Origin of the sequence: Bradyrhizobium sp. HKCCYLRH2060, from assembly GCF_051168135.1 — a bacterium.
Lineage (GTDB): Bacteria > Pseudomonadota > Alphaproteobacteria > Rhizobiales > Xanthobacteraceae > Bradyrhizobium.
In genome coordinates this window covers 284,729-298,793 of record NZ_JBNPUK010000002.1, presented here as the reverse complement: position 1 = coordinate 298,793, position 14,065 = coordinate 284,729, and the positions used below count along the sequence as shown (strand labels likewise).

The window sequence follows — 14,065 nt, the reverse complement described above, 5'->3', positions numbered from 1 at the left end:
CTGCCCTTGAATCGTCCTGGTGCTCGTCAGATCACGAGCCCGGTCGCCTCGTTTAGCAGGTGCATGTTGTTGAGGTCCATTGCCATGCGCAGAGGGCTGCCATCCCGCGCGCCGGCATTGGGGTTGACTCGCCCGCAGACCGGCGTCTCGTTGAGGGTGAAGTAGACCAGCGTCTCCATGCCCATCGGCTCGGTGACGTCGAGCAGCGCCTCGAACGGCTCGATCCCAGGCTCCGCATGCGGCTTGGTCTCGGTGATGTGCTCCGGCCGGATGCCGAGCAGCAGCGGCTCATTCCGTGACACGGACTGATAGCGCGCGGCGCGCGCGGGCGGCAGCGGAAAGGCGATCCGATCGGTGAGGCGGATGTGGAGCCGGCCATTGGCCTCCTCGAGCCGGCACGGCACGAAGTTCATCGCGGGCGAGCCGATGAAGCCGGCGACGAAGCGTGTCGCCGGATTGTGGTACAGCTCGTTCGGCGTGCCGATCTGCTCGATGCGGCCCTTGTTCATGACCACGACACGATCGGCCAGGGTCATCGCCTCGACCTGGTCGTGGGTGACGTAGACGGTCGTGGTGCGGACCTTCTGGTGCACCTTCTTGATCTCGATGCGCATCTGCACGCGCAGCTTGGCGTCGAGGTTCGACAGCGGCTCGTCGAACAGGAACACCTTGGGATTGCGCACGATCGCGCGGCCCATCGCGACGCGCTGGCGCTGGCCGCCGGAGAGCTGCTTGGGCTTGCGGTCGATGAGGTCGGCGATATCCAGCATGCGCGCGGCCTCCGCCACGCGGCTCTTGATCTCGGCCTTCGGATAGTGCTTCAGCCGCAGCCCGAACGACATGTTCTCGGCCACCGTCATGTGCGGATAGAGCGCGTAGTTCTGGAACACCATGGCGATGTCGCGGTCCTTCGGCGGCACGTCGTTGACGACGTCGCCGCCGATCGTGATGTCGCCGTCGGAGATGTCCTCGAGCCCTGCGATCATCCGCAATGTCGTCGACTTGCCGCAGCCGGACGGGCCGACCAGCACGACGAACTCGTGATCGGCGATGTCGAGATCGATGCCACGGACGGCCTCGACGTCATCGTAGCGTTTCACGACCTTGCGCAAGCTCACTTCAGCCATGTCAGATCAACTCCCGTCCTCAGCCCTTGGTCGCGCCGGCCGTGAGCCCGGCAATGTAGTAGTCCATCAGGAACGCGTAGATGATCAGCGGCGGCGCCGCGCCCAGCAGCGCCCCGGTCATGATCTGTCCCCAGTTGAAGACGTCGCCCTTGATCAGGGTGGTGACGATGCCGACCGGCAGCACCAGCTGGTCGGTCGAGGTCGTGAACACCAGCGGATACAGGAACTGCGCCCAGGAGACGGTGAAGGCGAAGATCGTCGCCGCGATCAGGCCGGGCAGGGCGACGGGAATGAAGATCCGCGTCAAGGTCTGCAGCCAGGAGGCGCCGTCGATGATGGCGGCCTCGTCGAGCTCCTTGGGGATCGAGGCGAAATAGCCGATCATGATCCAGGTGCAGAACGGCACGGTGAGCGTCGGATAGATGAACAGCAGCACGTACCAGCGATTGATCAACTGGATGCCGGTGACGTCGCCGACCAGCGCGAACATCTTGAACAGCGGAATGAACAGCAGGCTGTCCGGGATCAGGTAGGTCAGGAACACGCCGGTCGCCAGCGTCGCCGAGCCCCAGAACTTCATCCGCGACAGTGCGAACGCGGCCGGAATGCTGATCAGCATGGTGATGATCACGACGATGATCGAGACCATGGCGGAGTTGAAGAAGAAGCGCAGGAACTGGTTCGAGGTGAGCAGCCCGACATAGTTCTCCAGCGTCGGGTGGAACACCCACCACGGGTTGGTCGCCGCCGAGATCTCCGCGCTGCCCTTCAGCGAGGTGATCAGCATGTAGAGCGGCGGCACCAGCGAGAAGATCGCGAACAGCGTCAGGAAGAAATACGACCAGCGCAGCGCCCAGGCGCGGTCGCGGCTCATCGAGCCGTATTTGACATTGCGGGTCGGGCCGGCCTTGTCGACGGTCATGGTGCTCATCAGGACTCGTTCCCCCGCTTGTTGACGTCGCGCAGGATGAAGATGGCGGCGACCGCGAGGATCGGCACCATGAACAGCGAGACGCTGGCGCCGAGCGGAATGTCGCTGCCCTCGATGCCGACGCGGAACGCCCAGGTCGCGAAGATGTGCGTCTTGTCGAGCGGGCCGCCGGCGGTGAGGATGCGGACGATGTCGAAGTTGGCGAACGTCACGATCAGCGAGAACAGCGTCGTGATGGCGATGATGTTGCGCATCATCGGCAGGGTCACGTACCAGATCCGCTGCCACCAATTGGCGCCGTCGATCGCCGCGGCCTCATAGAGCTGGTCCGGGACGGATTTCAGCGAGGCCAGGTACATGATCATGAAGAACGGCGCGCCGTACCAGACGTTGACCAGGATCACCGAGAACCGCGCCCAGGCGGCATCGCCGGTCCACGGGATCGGGCCGATGCCGAAGAACGACAGCGTATAGTTGAAGGCGCTGTAGGACGGGTCGAACAGCCACAGCCAGGCCAGCGTGCTCATCGCCGGCGGAATCACCCAGGGCACCAGCAGCATGCCGCGCCATTTGCGTTGGCCCTTGGCCGGGATGTTGTGGACGAAATGCGCGACGATGAAGCCGATCAGCGCCTTGAAGACGACGGCGGTGATCGCGAAGATGCAGGATTGCTTGACGACCAGCCAGAACGTGTCGCGCTTGAACAGGAACTCGAAATTGCCGAAGCCGACGAAGCGCTGCATCGACTTGTTCAGGGTCGCCAGATGCACCGAATACAGGGCGGGATAGACGACCAGGAGCACGATCAGCAGGATCAGCGGCAGCGTCATCAGGAAAGCGGCGGTCGATTTCCGCTTCAGCGCCCTGTGCAGACCATTGCGGCGGGCCGCACGAGGGCGGGCGACGGCGTTTTCACCGATGGCGGCATCAACCATGACAAAGGGCTCCTCGTGATGTCCCCTGCGACGGCGGGGTCCTCACTGGATGGGAAACACTGACGAGGTGAAAGGGGGCGGCCCGCCTGCTGAAGCGGACCGCCGGCGTTGCTTCGAGCATGCCTCAGCTGCGCATGAAGCCTTCGCACTCGCCTTCGGCCCAGGCGAGGGTGGATTCCATCTTCTCGCCCTGGGCGTAGCGCAGGCACATCTTGGTCATCGTCGCCTGTGCATAGATCTGCTGCGCGATCTTGGGCGGAGCAGGAGAGGCTGCGATCGACAGCGTCTGGTGATTATAGGGGTTGGGATAGTGAAACAGCGTCCCCTTCGGCGGCGCCGCCTCGGCCCACACCTTCAGCGTCGTCAGCTTCTCGTAGGCCGGCAGGTCGTAGCCGCCGCTGGCCACCACCATCTTTTCGATCGAAGACGGTTTCGAGAGGTGGACGATCAGGCTCTTGGCCGCTTCCTTGTTCTTCGAGAACGCCCAGATGCCCCAGAAGTACGGCAAGAAGGGTGCGAAGCGTCCCTTCGGGCCCGCCGGGAACCCGTGCGTCCAGCATTGCTCGGCGACCTGCGGCGCATCGCGCTTGGCGACCGCCCAGGCGCTCGGCGGATTCATGATCATCGCGCCCTTGCCGGACACCAGCCATTTGTTGTTGGACGCGTCGTCCCACGCCGCGACGTCGGGCGGCAGCACGGCAATCAGCCGCTTGTAGAACTCCAGCGCCTGACGGACTTCATCGGTCTTGACCGTCACGTCACCCTTGGCGTTGACGAGATCGGCGCCGAACGCCTGGAAGAAAGCGCCGGCGGAATCGACGCTGTCGGTCGTCTCGCCGAGACCGATGCCGAACGGCACGCCGGCCTTGTGGCATGCCTCCGCCGCCTTCAGGAACGTCTCGGTGGTCCAACTGTCGGCCTTCGGCGGGCTGCCGGCGGGATACAATTCCTGCACGTCGATCCCTGCGTGCTTCTTCATCAGATCGATACGGGTGCAAGGGCCCTTGATCTGGCTGCCGACGCAGGCCGGCACCGCGAGCCATTTGCCGCCAGCCTGGCCGAGATATTTGACGGTGCCGTTGACGGAGCCATTCTCCTTGACGATCGGCTCCATGATGTCGTTGACGGGCTCGAGCTGATTGGCATAGGCCTGCGGCCACCAGGTGGGATGGGCGAGAATGTCGTGGCCCGAACCGGCCGCCGCCTCGGCAGCGATGGTGAGCTCAAGCTTCTTGCCCTGGCTGGTGATGTAGTCGATCTGGACCTCGACCTTCTCCTTGGCAGCCCATTCGTTGACGAGATCGGTCGAAGCCTGATTGGCGCCGGGAACCCAATGGTCCCAGAATCCCATCGAGAGCTTGCCGGCGGCGTAGGCGCCGCGCACATAGGGCGCGGCAATCATGACCGCCGAGGTGGCAGCGGTCGCAGCAACGAATTGTCGGCGGTTCAGCTTCCTCCGTGACATGGCGTTCCCTCCCTGGTGAGCCAAGCGTTTGGGTGCGAATCCGATTTGTTAGTTGTTGCGTCGCGTCATGCGACGCATGGATTTCGCTTGGGTGCAATCAGAGCAGAATTGCGAGCGGCTGTCGAGAAAGCAGGTGGAGCGAATCCTAGAACTAATGGCGGGCACAATCGTCGCAGGTCTCGCAACTGATTGCATCGCAACGATGAGCGCTGCAGCGCAAAGCGCGTCACGGCAGAACAGGACTCGATGTAGCTGGACGCGTTGGATGCATCGCACTGCGTGCGACAGATGGACTTGCGCGGTGCGGCAACGATAGAATTCGTTGGAATCATGGCCGTCACGACCGGCAAGTCGCGAGACGGTCGGACGTGTTGCACGGAGCATGAACTGATGGTGACGAGCCCCGCCGGCATCTGGCGCCGGTCTTTCGGATGCATCGCAATAGGAGTGTCAGTGGGCCTCGTCGGCCTCGTGGGCCTACCGCGTCAGCCTGCCGCGCAGGGCCTGTTCAAGGGCGTCGAGCAGGGCGCGCGCGAAGGCAACAAGGCGGCAGGCCCGGTCGGCGGTGTGCTCGGTGGCGCGATCGGCGGTGTCGTCGGCGTGGTCACCGGCGTGACCGGGGCGTTCACCGGCAACAACGACCAGCAGAGTGCGCAGCCCGCGGCACCGCCGGCCGAGGCCAGGAAGGCGAAGCCTTCCAAGGCGGCGAAGACGAGCAAGGTCGCCAAGGCGACGCCGATGCTGACGCAGCCAGGCGCCCCGCAACTCACGGCCGAACAGATCGTCGCCAACAGCGACAGCAATGTCGAGCGGCTGAAGACCGGGCTGAACCTGACGGAAGAGCAGGCGAAGAACTGGGGTCCGTTCGCGAATGCGATGCACGCGCTCGGCCGCAACGGCGCTGACAGGCTCGATCTGCGCATCGCGCGGTCGAAGCGCGACCCGCCGGATGACATCGTCGAGCAGATGCGCAACGAGGCTCAGTTCCTGGTCGACCGCGCCGCCGACCAGCGCGCCGTGGCCGACGCGTCGGAGCCGCTCTTCACCAGCCTCGACGACAGGCAGAAGCAGATCTTCATCGACGAGATGGTGCGGCTCAGTCGCGAGCGCGGACTGGACTAGCTCGACGGAGTTGGCGTCGCCGCGGCTGTGTCCGTTGGCAGCAGCGGCGCCTGCGGCATGCCGTGACGCATGATCACCGCGGCCGCACCGCGCTACGGTATTTTAATACCCCAAGAATAACGATTGGTCGCGTTGACGGCCTGACCGGGAGAAAGCAGGCTCCAGCGGCGTGCACATTTATCGAGCACGAGCGGGGTGCTCGCGCAACGTCCCGGCCCATCAGCGCTGCTTCTGCAACCGAACTGCGACGCATTTTGATGTACATTGCAATTGTATTACGTAGAGAGCCGGAGCCGGCAAGGCGGTCTTCGCAGGCGTGCTGATTCGCAGCAGCGATCGCACGGCAGACGATCAGCAGGCCGTTCGGCTCGATGTCTTGGAGGATGATTGTTGTCGAGAGTGCGACTGCGCCGATGGATCGAGGGCCGGTTGGGGATTGGCACCGCCAGCACCGAAAGCCGCCTCGATGAGGATGTGAAACGCTTCGTCGATGCGCTGCAAGCGGAGTTGATCGCCGCGAAGGATGAGTCCGAGCGGTACAGGCGCATCACCGAAGAGAGGGGCGTGATCATGGGCCGCCTGCGCGACGAGCGCGACGGCTACAGGCTGGAGTGGGAGGCGGCATCCGCGGAACTTCGCCGGCTGACGCGCCAGCGTCCGGCCGTGGTCTCGGACAATGGAGCGACGCGCCCCTCCGGCAATCGCCGTGACGTGGCCTTGAGGAATTCTCCGCCTTCCGCGCTGCGGGTGCTGTGCGTCGGCACCGGTCGGGACGGCACGACGTCGCTCGCGCGGATGATGCAGGAGGTGTTCGACAACCAGGGCAACGGCGACAGGGCCGTGCACGAATGGGCGTCGAGCGAGCTCAACGAGCTGTTCTGCGAGCTCAAGGAAACCAACGATCCCGGCGTCGCGGATCAGATTCGTCAGACGATCCTCGATTGCCCGCATGCATGCGTCGTCGGCAACGGCTACGCGGCCGTGCTGCCGATCATCGCCGAGCTCCTCGGCGACCAGGTCACGCTGGTGCATCTGCGCCGGCGCGATCGGGCGGCGTGCATCGCGAGCCTGGTGGAGAATGCGGAGCTGTCGCCGCAGAATCACCTTTACTACGCCGACACGCCGGCCGCGCAGCGCAAGCGTCCGACCGCTGTCCACTTCGGAGAGATGTCGAAGCAGCAATGGATGGATCTGTCGCTGGCCGACAAGTTCGGCTGGTACTACGACAAGACCCACGCCTTGATCGAACGGCACAAGAGCCTGTTCCCGAACACGCTCTCCGTCGATACCGAGGACCTCAACGCGGACAGCGTGCGCCTCGCGCTGGCCCACGCGGCCGGCAGCGCCGAGGCGCCGCGCGCCTTCCACGTCAACCGGTTCGTCGATCTGCGCCACGTACCGCCGGATCGCCGCAGCTTCGTGCAGCGGCTGCTCGGCCAGCTCGACGTCCAGAAGCTCGCCCATGACGACCTGTACGGGCTGCGGCAGGTGCTCAACGAGATGATCTATCATCTCTCGCACTTTCCCGACGCGGCACCGGGCGCGGTGGATGAGCTGCGCTGGACGCTGACCGAGATGCACGGCCTGCTCGACAGCCGCATCCGCGACGTTCGCGAACTGATGGAGCGGGTGGGCGTGACGCCGGACGCGGCGGGCGTGGTGAACGGCCACCACGCACGGCAGGCAAGCCATTGAGCGCAGTCGAGTGCTTGACTGGGCTCGGGGGCTCTGAGCAGGGGAGGCTGCGGGCGCGCTCGCGGCCTTATGGAAGAAGATTTGGCGGGCCACGCTCGATGAAGATGAGTACTATGCCTACGCCATAGCCCTATGAGCGACACCATGGGACGAAAAGCGATGAGACACGACCATTAAGACGCGAGCGGGTAGTCGTTACGAGTTTTGGGCGCAATCAATTGGTGTGCCAAGCGCCGCCGCTCGTTAGCCAAATTCCTTGCTCTATCGGGGTCGAGAAGTTCGGCGAGGTAGCCTAGTGGCACTGGACGCAAGATGACCGACGCCGGCCGCCTGTTGGACCACGATACGGGTTGGCGAACTTCCACGCGTTCGTCATGTGCTTCAGTAGACATCGAGGCATACAGCAGCACAGCAACTTCGCTGGGCGAGGCAAGTGCGTATATCGAAAGTTGATACAGCCACTCTGCTGGTAGCCCCTGTTCCCAAACGTCGCGATATTTTGCATCGAGGAACCCGTGCAGCGCATTGCCATAGAACATAGCGTAGTCCGGACGCGGTGCCGGAGCGCGACGTCGCCTCGGATTAGCGTCGGGCGCGTACGCAAACAGGTTCCGGATCGCTAGTTCGTCCGCGATGCGCACACCGGCAAGATTGTCGCGCAAAAACCGGGACAGAAGACGTTGGAAGAATACATTCATGTTGAACAGATAACCGGGCATTCGGCTTGCGGGCTGCACAGAATCGAAAGAGATGCCCAGCATGTCATGTAGTAGCCGGATGATCGTCAACGCTGGCCGACAGGCCGCAGTCAAGCGGGTAAGTTCACGTTCGGCTCGGTCTATATCGTCAGTGTGGAGGTTCGCCAAATATTCGACATCCTCAAACATAGACGACAGTTGATGCACGCGCCGTCGAAGATTCCGATCCTCGGTCAGTCGCGCTCCAGCCTCAAGGCCCGTTCGCAAAACCTGATTTAAATGCCAATCACCACGCCTTTCAAAGTGCCTACAGGGAAGTCGAGCCTCTCTTACGCCTCCTTCACGGATCATTTGATCTATCAGAATCCGGCCACGCGGGCTTTCCAGCTTCTCAGACAATGGAATGTATTGACGGACCAGACCGCGATGCAGCAGTTCCTCTACCTCCGCCGCGAGCAACGCAACCAGCAAGTCGTGCAGACCGTGTCGGGTGGTAGGCGACCTTGTCTCCTTGACCGTAGCGACGTCACGTAACCCATAAGCATATCGCAGCAGTCGTGCCAGCGGCATCGCGGGAAGTTTTGGGCCAATTGCGATGCAAAGCGGCCCAACGTCCACACGGCCGACGAAGGACGTGCTGGTGATTTCGAGTCCGTCGTATCCTTCGCGGATATCCAGCCGGTTACGCAGCGTCTCGACCAGGCGGCGGGCCTCCATATCATCCGCCAGAGAATAGCCTCTTAAGCGGGCGTCCTGCGCAGGCCCCGTTTGGTCCCATTCCGCTAGCTCGACAACGAAGGACCGCGTCCTATCAGGGCGCGGATTCATCGTCACCCTCGCTGTCGTCGGAGGAAATATCAGAAGGCTCGCCCGCCAACGCGCTATCAACCGGATCCTGATCAACTATCAGAGGCTGCATCTCCTCGAATGATACGGCCTGAATTAGATCCCCTTCTCGGTTCTGGCCAAATATATCTTCTCGAATTCGTCCAAATTCCACGTCGACCAACTCACCACCGAGTATATCTCTGAGCATCCCAAAATCATCATAGCAGTACTCTTCAAGCAGGGGGATGATGTCGTCTCGTAAGACGCGAGAAAACTCTGCTACCGAGGTAATGGGCTGCGGTGGCATTAAATAGGCGTGACCGATTTGAAGGTTTCTGGCGTCCCGTTTGAGGTAGACGCGAAGTCTCGCATTAAGTGCATCCAACCACGCACCGAGCAGCAGCCCTCCCGCCTTCCGCCCAGCCAGCAAATTGCTCTCGGGCATCAACTCAACAAAACCGAAACGCCGCCGGAGCGCGGTATCCATTATTGATATGGAACGGTCAGCCGTGTTCATTGTGCCGATGATGAAGACATTCTTCGGCACGGAAAACAATGTCCCAGTGACCGGCAGTGTGATCTGCCGGTCCCTTTTATCGTACTCGATCGTCGTCAATAGCTCTCCAAATATTCTCGGGAGATCGCCACGGTTAATTTCATCCACGACAAGGAAAAAGTTCCTAGTTGATTGCTTGGCCGCGTCTGCGCAGAGCCGCTTGAAGATGCCGTCACGCGGCTCAAAAACCATCTGGCCATTAACTGTTGTAGGCCGCAGACCCTCTATGAAGTCCTCGTAACCCCATCCGGGATGAAAGGTACAAACGCGCACGAGCCCGTCGCCATCGGTGACGGTCCCGCGCTCAGGTTCGGTCAGATCCACAAAGCTCTTTCTGAACGCATGGCGGGCGGCGAGTTCGTTAGCGACTGCCAATGCGCGATAGGTCTTACCCGTGCCTGGCGGGCCATACAATATCACCTGGCCTTTGCGTCGTAGAATGGCTTCAATTCGTGCGGCAAATGGATCAAGCGGCAGCATGGGTGCGGTTTCCGCGGCAGGCACAACTAGACGCGGCGTGGGTGCGGTGGCAGGCGCAGGACTTCTCCAGGATAGCCGCTGCTCAAGCTCAAGCAGGTTGGCTGCGCTCCTGCCGAGTTCAAAAACCGTCGTCCGGGGTCCTTCTTGTTCTGGCATTCGCCAGGAGTCGAGGGTAAGCCACTCAACAGGGCGTTTGTGCGGGAAGCCTAGGCCGCCGTCATACTCGTAAGGCCCGCGAACTTTCCCGACGCCCAGTACGGTTTGCCCCTCGCATGCCAGCACGAAATCCATTTCTGAGATTTCTTGCACGAAATTAAGTATCTCCCCCGCCTTTCTAAATGCGACACCCGCGTTGGTAGGGTAGACGGGAAGCAGAAAGTCTCGGATTCGATTTTTCGCGGTTGTCTTGTCCTGACCAATCGTTTCTGACAGATCGGGCACTTGCTCAGACCAACCGATGGACACGAACCCACCATCACGCATTTCTGCCCAGTGGCTTCCGCCTTCGCTCCCTTCCGTAGTGCCCACCTTCCAATAGCGGTGGAAGGCACCATCCCGCCGATTCAGGATGGCGTTGAGTGTTGTGACCGGCACCCCGAGTTCCCGCGCGGCAGCAATGAAACGTCCCGCGCAAATAAAGCGCGGTGAACTGCCATCTAGGATGCCGACCCCATCGGGAGGCATTTGCAGAATTTTGAAGAGGTGAAATCGTTGATAACGAGGGCTATGGTAAACATCGATCCTGTCAGGACAGATAAGAAACCAGTATTTGTGAGCCCATCCATCATGCGCCAGTTTTGGAGCGGCCTTCTCCATGGCAGCTTGAAGTTTGGCGTACGTCTCATCCGACGTATCGCCAACGCTCAGCGCCGACAATACATCAGCCCCAGCCACCAATTGGTCTCTCTGTTTTCGAGCAAAGTCGATGGCGTCCTCAAGGGATAGGACGTTCTGTGCCTTCGGCGACCCCGTCATCCAGGCGTTGTCACTCTGGCGCTGGTAGATGCCAAATTTTAGCGCTGATCCACCACCGATGCCGCCAAATTGGTTGCCGGAAAACTCATCATCGTTCTTGAATTCCAGCCAATAGGCCAAGCACCGAGTTTCACCACTCAGGCGCCCATGCATCCGACGCAGCAAGGCTTCACCGTCAAGCTCGCGCAGTACGGCCGGTCCAAAGCGATCACGGAACAGCGCGGTCTGCTGCTCGATCTGCGATGGCGTCAGCAACTCGCCGGGAGCGACGCCATGGCTAAGCACAGCTTTCAGATCATTAATGATATGCGGTTCAAGAATTGCTGCGCTCATGCGGTTCTGTCCATCTCATTCGGCATTCAACCTTGCAACCAACGGCTCCGTTGGTACGCCGTTGATCCAATCTATCATCCGACCTGCTCGCGCTCTATGGCTGCCGCCACCGGCGGTGGTATGCCTCGCTGAACACTCACTTGATACCATCCAGCACAGCTTGGACTGGTTGAATGGCTGCGAACGCCTTGGCGAAGCTTTGCGGGCGGCAATCAGCTCGGCGTCGAGGTTAAATGACGTTTTCTGCATCAGCTTCTCCAGCTAACCTTCGTGGAGTCGCCGAAGAATTGCGTCATGCGGCATGGTTCTGCCGGGAAAGGTGATGAAGACGATCGCCCCGTCGGGCTTCCTTAGCAAACGAATTTCGGAGAGGGTGGCTTGCTTCTCGCTATCCGCGCCGATGCCATTGTCCGGGTCGAGAAACACAATATCCGCGCCGTCGAACGCTGTTCGCTTGCGCGCTCCCCACGTGCCACGCTCGTCGGGACCGTGCCGAGCGTCGCCGCGAGCAGATCGCCCTTTAAGGTCACTCGCGACCCGGCTCAGGTCGACGCCCGGCGCGCGGCCAAGTGGGGAGGGGTTCGGAGCCACCATCGCCCTCACTCATATTGCGGCCTTCGTGAAGGGAGCCCGTGAACGCATCCGCCTTCCTGGCGGCGGCTACCGCTGCGAGCTGGGTCGCACTCTCGCCCATAGATCGAAGGGGAATTTGCTGCGGACACTCGCCGGCGAGGCAGGGATAAAATCGGCTACAGGCGGCGTGCCACTTCTGTTCTGAACTGGCGGAAGGGGTGGGATTCGAACCCACGGTACCCTTGCGGGTACGCCGGTTTTCAAGACCGGTGCCTTAAACCACTCGGCCACCCTTCCATCCGGCGTCGTGTCCGGGACGTCGGCGACATCCACGCCACGGCGGGGCGGGATCGACGCGATCCTTGTTTAGGGGGTGGGCTTGCGGCTCGTCAACGGCGCATTCACGCCTGCCCGGACGCCATCAATCTCAAAGCTCGCGCTCACCTGAGCGCGAAAACCATCAGGCCCGAGCACAAGACGGCCATGCTCAATGCCGTCAGGGCGAGAAAGCTGCCCGTGAGCCAATCCTGACGTCCTAGATCTCGGTGTCGCATGGGCCACCTGCTGCGGCTGGGTTGCCGGTCCGGCCTCGGTTAGATCGCCGAGGTCGATCTCAAAGGGTCGATTGAAAAAAAGCCGATCGAAGAAGCGGAGGACCGGAAAAGAAGCGGTCTTGAAAACCTGCTGGTCGAAAAAACCTGCTGTTCGAAACTGTCACCTTCAGGGATGCTCCTGAAGTGTCGTTATTGAAGCGGACGCAAACATCGAAGCGGACGAGAGCCGACCATGGCGTCGGCTGTCCGATCCGTCCGGAATCAGGCCCGCGAGCGGACCCCTTCAAACGCATGAGCAAGGAAGATCCCGGCGCCAACCAAGCCCATCACTGCCGTCATTGCTTCGATCATAGCGAACACACCCTGTTGCGCCCCACGTGAAGCAAACGACGTGCAGCCCCGCACAGTCAAAATGATTCAGGTCCCGCGAAATGAGAACACTCCCAGGTGAGGATTTCACGCAACATATGTGTCCAAAAAGGTGCACTCGCAACACAGTGGCGCAGCGGAGTGCACGCCTGGGCGGCCATCGTCCGCGTCACAACCGCTGGAAAGCTCCGGTTAACCACGGCGGGGCCCACCCCATTTCCGCCGTGTTCGGGTTGCGTTATCCTTGTGTATTGAGTTGCGGGGATGCGACTCGGGGACAAGCCGGGACGCGGGGGCCTGATGGGATGGCTCGGCTGCGACCGGCTCATTGGTAATTGGGGTCGATGGGGATTGGTCAAACAGATCCGGTCGAGAGAGCGGTGCGCAGTGCCGTCGCCATCCTCGCCTGCCTGATGGTCGCGAACTGCGCCTCGTCCAACAAGTTCGCCAGCAAGGTCGATCCGAAATACGGCGTATCGTCGAGCCCGCGCGTCGTCGGATTCGGCGAGCCGGTGCCGAAGGGCGGCGGCGTCTACCGCATCGGCAAGCCCTATACCGTGGCCGGGAAGACCTATGTTCCCGAAGAGGACACCAACTACCGCGCCGAGGGCTTGGCCTCCTGGTATGGCGATGATTTTCACGGCCGGTTGACCGCCAATGGCGAGGTCTTCGACATGACGTCGCTGACGGCCGCCCATCCGACCCTGCCGCTGCCGAGCTACGCCCGCGTCACCAATCTCGCCAACGGCAAATCGCTCATCGTCCGCATCAACGATCGCGGCCCGTACCACGGCAACCGGCTGATCGACGTCTCCAACAAGGCCGCCGATCTGCTCGAGTTCAAGGGCAGCGGCATCGCCCGCGTCCGCGTCGAATATGTCGGCCGTGCGCCTCTCGAAGGGTCCGACGATACCCAGCTGATGGCGACCCTGCGCACCGGCATCCCGGCGCCGGCGCCGTCCCTGGTCCGTGTCGCCTCCGCCAAGCCGTTCGTTCCCGAGATTGGCGCAGGTCGTCCGATTCGCGGCGAAGTCCCGCTGCCCGAGGGGCGTCCCTACACACTCGGCAACACCTCCGCCGACCTGGCGTCGGTCGCGGCGACGTCGGAGATGTCGGCTTCCAGCCGGAGCCGCGGACGCAGCCTCGATAATCCGCGTGCCGTGTCCTACGATCAGGCCGGCCGTTACGTGACGCCGACCAGCGCATACGACGGCGCGGATGAGGCCCGCGAGATCCTCGGCGGCCGCGGCCTGTACTGATCACGCAATACGCTCACGGAATACGATCTCGCACGTCGAACCAGCCGTCCCTCGCCGGGGCGGTTTCGATTCGACCGAGCCGCCAAGACCTTTTGCGAAAAGACCTGTTGCGAAAAGTCCTGTTGCGAAAAGTCCTGTTGGGAAAAGTCCTGTTGGGAAAAGTCC

At 61.9% G+C, this 14,065-nt stretch carries 10 protein-coding genes and 1 tRNA gene; 3 read left to right on the top strand and 8 right to left on the bottom strand.

What is annotated here, in order from left to right:
• Positions 1-26: 26 nt before the first annotated feature.
• The 4 genes from ACQR10_RS05140 to ACQR10_RS05125 form a co-directional block, all read right to left on the bottom strand.
• Positions 27-1,127, bottom strand: a complete 1,101-nt coding sequence (locus ACQR10_RS05140) for an ABC transporter ATP-binding protein (RefSeq protein ID WP_315799990.1) — start codon at positions 1,125-1,127, stop codon at positions 27-29.
• 19 nt (positions 1,128-1,146) lie between these two features.
• Positions 1,147-2,058, bottom strand: coding sequence for a carbohydrate ABC transporter permease (locus tag ACQR10_RS05135; RefSeq protein ID WP_315799989.1), 912 nt, complete (start codon positions 2,056-2,058; stop codon positions 1,147-1,149).
• Positions 2,058-2,993 (bottom strand): carbohydrate ABC transporter permease, encoded by a 936-nt coding sequence (locus ACQR10_RS05130; RefSeq protein ID WP_315799988.1) that lies wholly within the window; start codon positions 2,991-2,993, stop codon positions 2,058-2,060. The genes ACQR10_RS05135 and ACQR10_RS05130 overlap by 1 nt, the downstream gene beginning before the upstream one ends.
• Positions 2,994-3,117: 124 nt before the next feature.
• The gene (locus ACQR10_RS05125; RefSeq protein ID WP_315799987.1) at positions 3,118-4,458 is read right to left on the bottom strand and encodes an ABC transporter substrate-binding protein; all 1,341 of its coding nucleotides are present in this window, start codon (positions 4,456-4,458) and stop codon (positions 3,118-3,120) included.
• A 390-nt stretch (positions 4,459-4,848) separates the two neighbouring features.
• Here ACQR10_RS05125 and ACQR10_RS05120 point away from each other — a divergent pair, with 390 nt between their 5' ends.
• Positions 4,849-5,580, top strand: a complete 732-nt coding sequence (locus ACQR10_RS05120; protein WP_410051398.1) for a Spy/CpxP family protein refolding chaperone — start codon at positions 4,849-4,851, stop codon at positions 5,578-5,580.
• A 399-nt stretch (positions 5,581-5,979) separates the two neighbouring features.
• Entirely contained in the window at positions 5,980-7,275 is a 1,296-nt protein-coding gene (locus ACQR10_RS05115; protein ID WP_316215909.1) for a hypothetical protein, read from the top strand.
• Positions 7,276-7,448: 173 nt separating this feature from the next.
• Here ACQR10_RS05115 and ACQR10_RS05110 read toward each other — a convergent pair whose 3' ends face one another.
• From ACQR10_RS05110 to ACQR10_RS05095, 4 genes are all read right to left on the bottom strand, one after another.
• The gene (locus ACQR10_RS05110) at positions 7,449-8,801 is read right to left on the bottom strand and encodes an McrC family protein (RefSeq protein WP_316215800.1); all 1,353 of its coding nucleotides are present in this window, start codon (positions 8,799-8,801) and stop codon (positions 7,449-7,451) included.
• Complete coding sequence (locus tag ACQR10_RS05105; RefSeq protein WP_316215801.1) at positions 8,785-11,145, bottom strand: AAA family ATPase; 2,361 nt, start codon at positions 11,143-11,145, stop codon at positions 8,785-8,787. Before ACQR10_RS05105 ends, ACQR10_RS05110 begins: the two co-directional genes overlap by 17 nt.
• Before the next feature lie 261 nt (positions 11,146-11,406).
• The gene (locus tag ACQR10_RS05100; RefSeq protein ID WP_316215802.1) at positions 11,407-11,739 is read right to left on the bottom strand and encodes a hypothetical protein; all 333 of its coding nucleotides are present in this window, start codon (positions 11,737-11,739) and stop codon (positions 11,407-11,409) included.
• Between the two features lie 186 nt (positions 11,740-11,925).
• Positions 11,926-12,015: transfer RNA gene (locus ACQR10_RS05095), tRNA-Ser, on the bottom strand.
• 970 nt (positions 12,016-12,985) lie between these two features.
• Here ACQR10_RS05095 and ACQR10_RS05090 point away from each other — a divergent pair.
• On the top strand, positions 12,986-13,900 hold the full coding sequence (locus tag ACQR10_RS05090; RefSeq protein WP_316215803.1) for a septal ring lytic transglycosylase RlpA family protein: 915 nt from the start codon (positions 12,986-12,988) through the stop codon (positions 13,898-13,900).
• The last annotated feature ends 165 nt before the right edge of the window (positions 13,901-14,065 follow it).